Raw genomic sequence first — 1,369 nt, forward strand, 5'->3', positions numbered from 1 at the left:
CTTCTCCTTCTCCCCGTCACTATACGGGGAGAAGGTGGCGGTGTCCGACCCGGATAGATAGGTAACAGAATGGACCGATAGCATAGGTGACAGTTTTCTCCCTCGCCGGAGGACCGGCGATGGTTTGGCGAGAGACTGGCATCATGGACGAGCGGCTTCGGTTTGTTGTGGAGTGCCTTGCTGGGGATGAGACGATGACGGCGCTTTGTGCGGCCTACGGAATCTCACGCAAGAACGGCTATAAATGGCTAGGACGCTATCGGGCATTGGGTCCGGAAGGTTTGCACGATCTGCCGCGAGCACCGCTCAATCATGGCCGTGCGACAGCTCAGGATCTGGTTGAGCGGATCGTCGCGGCCAAGGAGACGCATCCGCTGTGGGGTCCCAAGAAGATCGTGGCACGGCTCAGGCGCACGGCTCCCGAGTTCATGTGGCCGTCGGCCTCGACGGTCGGCGCGATCCTTGCGCGGCATGGGCTTGTCAACGCCCGCAGGCGACCACGGCTGCGGGCCTGCGGCAATGGACCCTGGCCAAAGCCGCTGGAGCCGAACGCGGTGTGGACTGGCGATCACAAGGGCTGGTTCAGAACCGCTGACGGGTGGCGTTGCGAACCCTTGACGGTGATGGATGCATCAAGCCGCTACCTCCTGGCGCTCGAAGCGACGGGGTCTACGGCCGATAGCGAGGCGTGGCCGGTGTTCGAACGGCTGTTTGAGGAGCATGGCCTGCCGGATCGCTTCAGAAGCGACAATGGCCCACCCTTCGCATCGGCCGGCGTCACCGGACTGACGCCGCTTGTCGTGCGCTTCATCAAGCTTGGCATCACGCTGGAGCGGATCGCACCTGGCAAGCCGCAGCAGAATGGACGCCACGAGCGCTTTCATCTGACCATGTTGCCAATGGCCGAGGCGCCGCAGGCCAACAGAGTGGCCCAAGGCCAGACCTTCGAGGCCTTCCGCCACAGCTACAATGAGGAGCGTCCTCATGAGGCGCTGGGCATGGATACGCCGGCACAACACTACCGCCCCTCGCAGCGCGCCATGCCAAGAACGCCACCAGAGCCCGATTATCCGGCCGAGGCTGCGGTCCGCCGCGTACGCCACAATGGCGAGATCCGGTGGAATGGCGGCTTCATCTATGTCTCGCAAGCATTGGCGGGCGAACCGGTCGCTGCCTCAGAGACCGAGGATGGACAATGGGCGCTCTCCTTCCATGCCCATCCACTCGGCATCATCGACACAAGGCGTATGAAGCTTGTCCGCCGCAGCGCCGCGCCAATCAAACCGCTTGGCGCTGCGACGGACGCATAGGGGGAGAAGTGTTACCTATGTATCCGGTTCAAAGTGTTACCCATCTATCGGCTGGACAC

The 1,369-nt window shown here is 62.7% G+C and carries 1 protein-coding gene; it reads left to right on the forward strand.

Annotated elements, in window-relative coordinates:
• Positions 1-119: 119 nt before the first annotated feature.
• The gene (locus AC1DYO_RS32070) at positions 120-1,310 is read left to right on the forward strand and encodes an integrase core domain-containing protein (RefSeq protein ID WP_477268664.1); all 1,191 of its coding nucleotides are present in this window, start codon (positions 120-122) and stop codon (positions 1,308-1,310) included.
• Positions 1,311-1,369: the final 59 nt, after the last annotated feature.

It is taken from the genome of Mesorhizobium sp. P2_F5 (assembly GCF_056403715.1).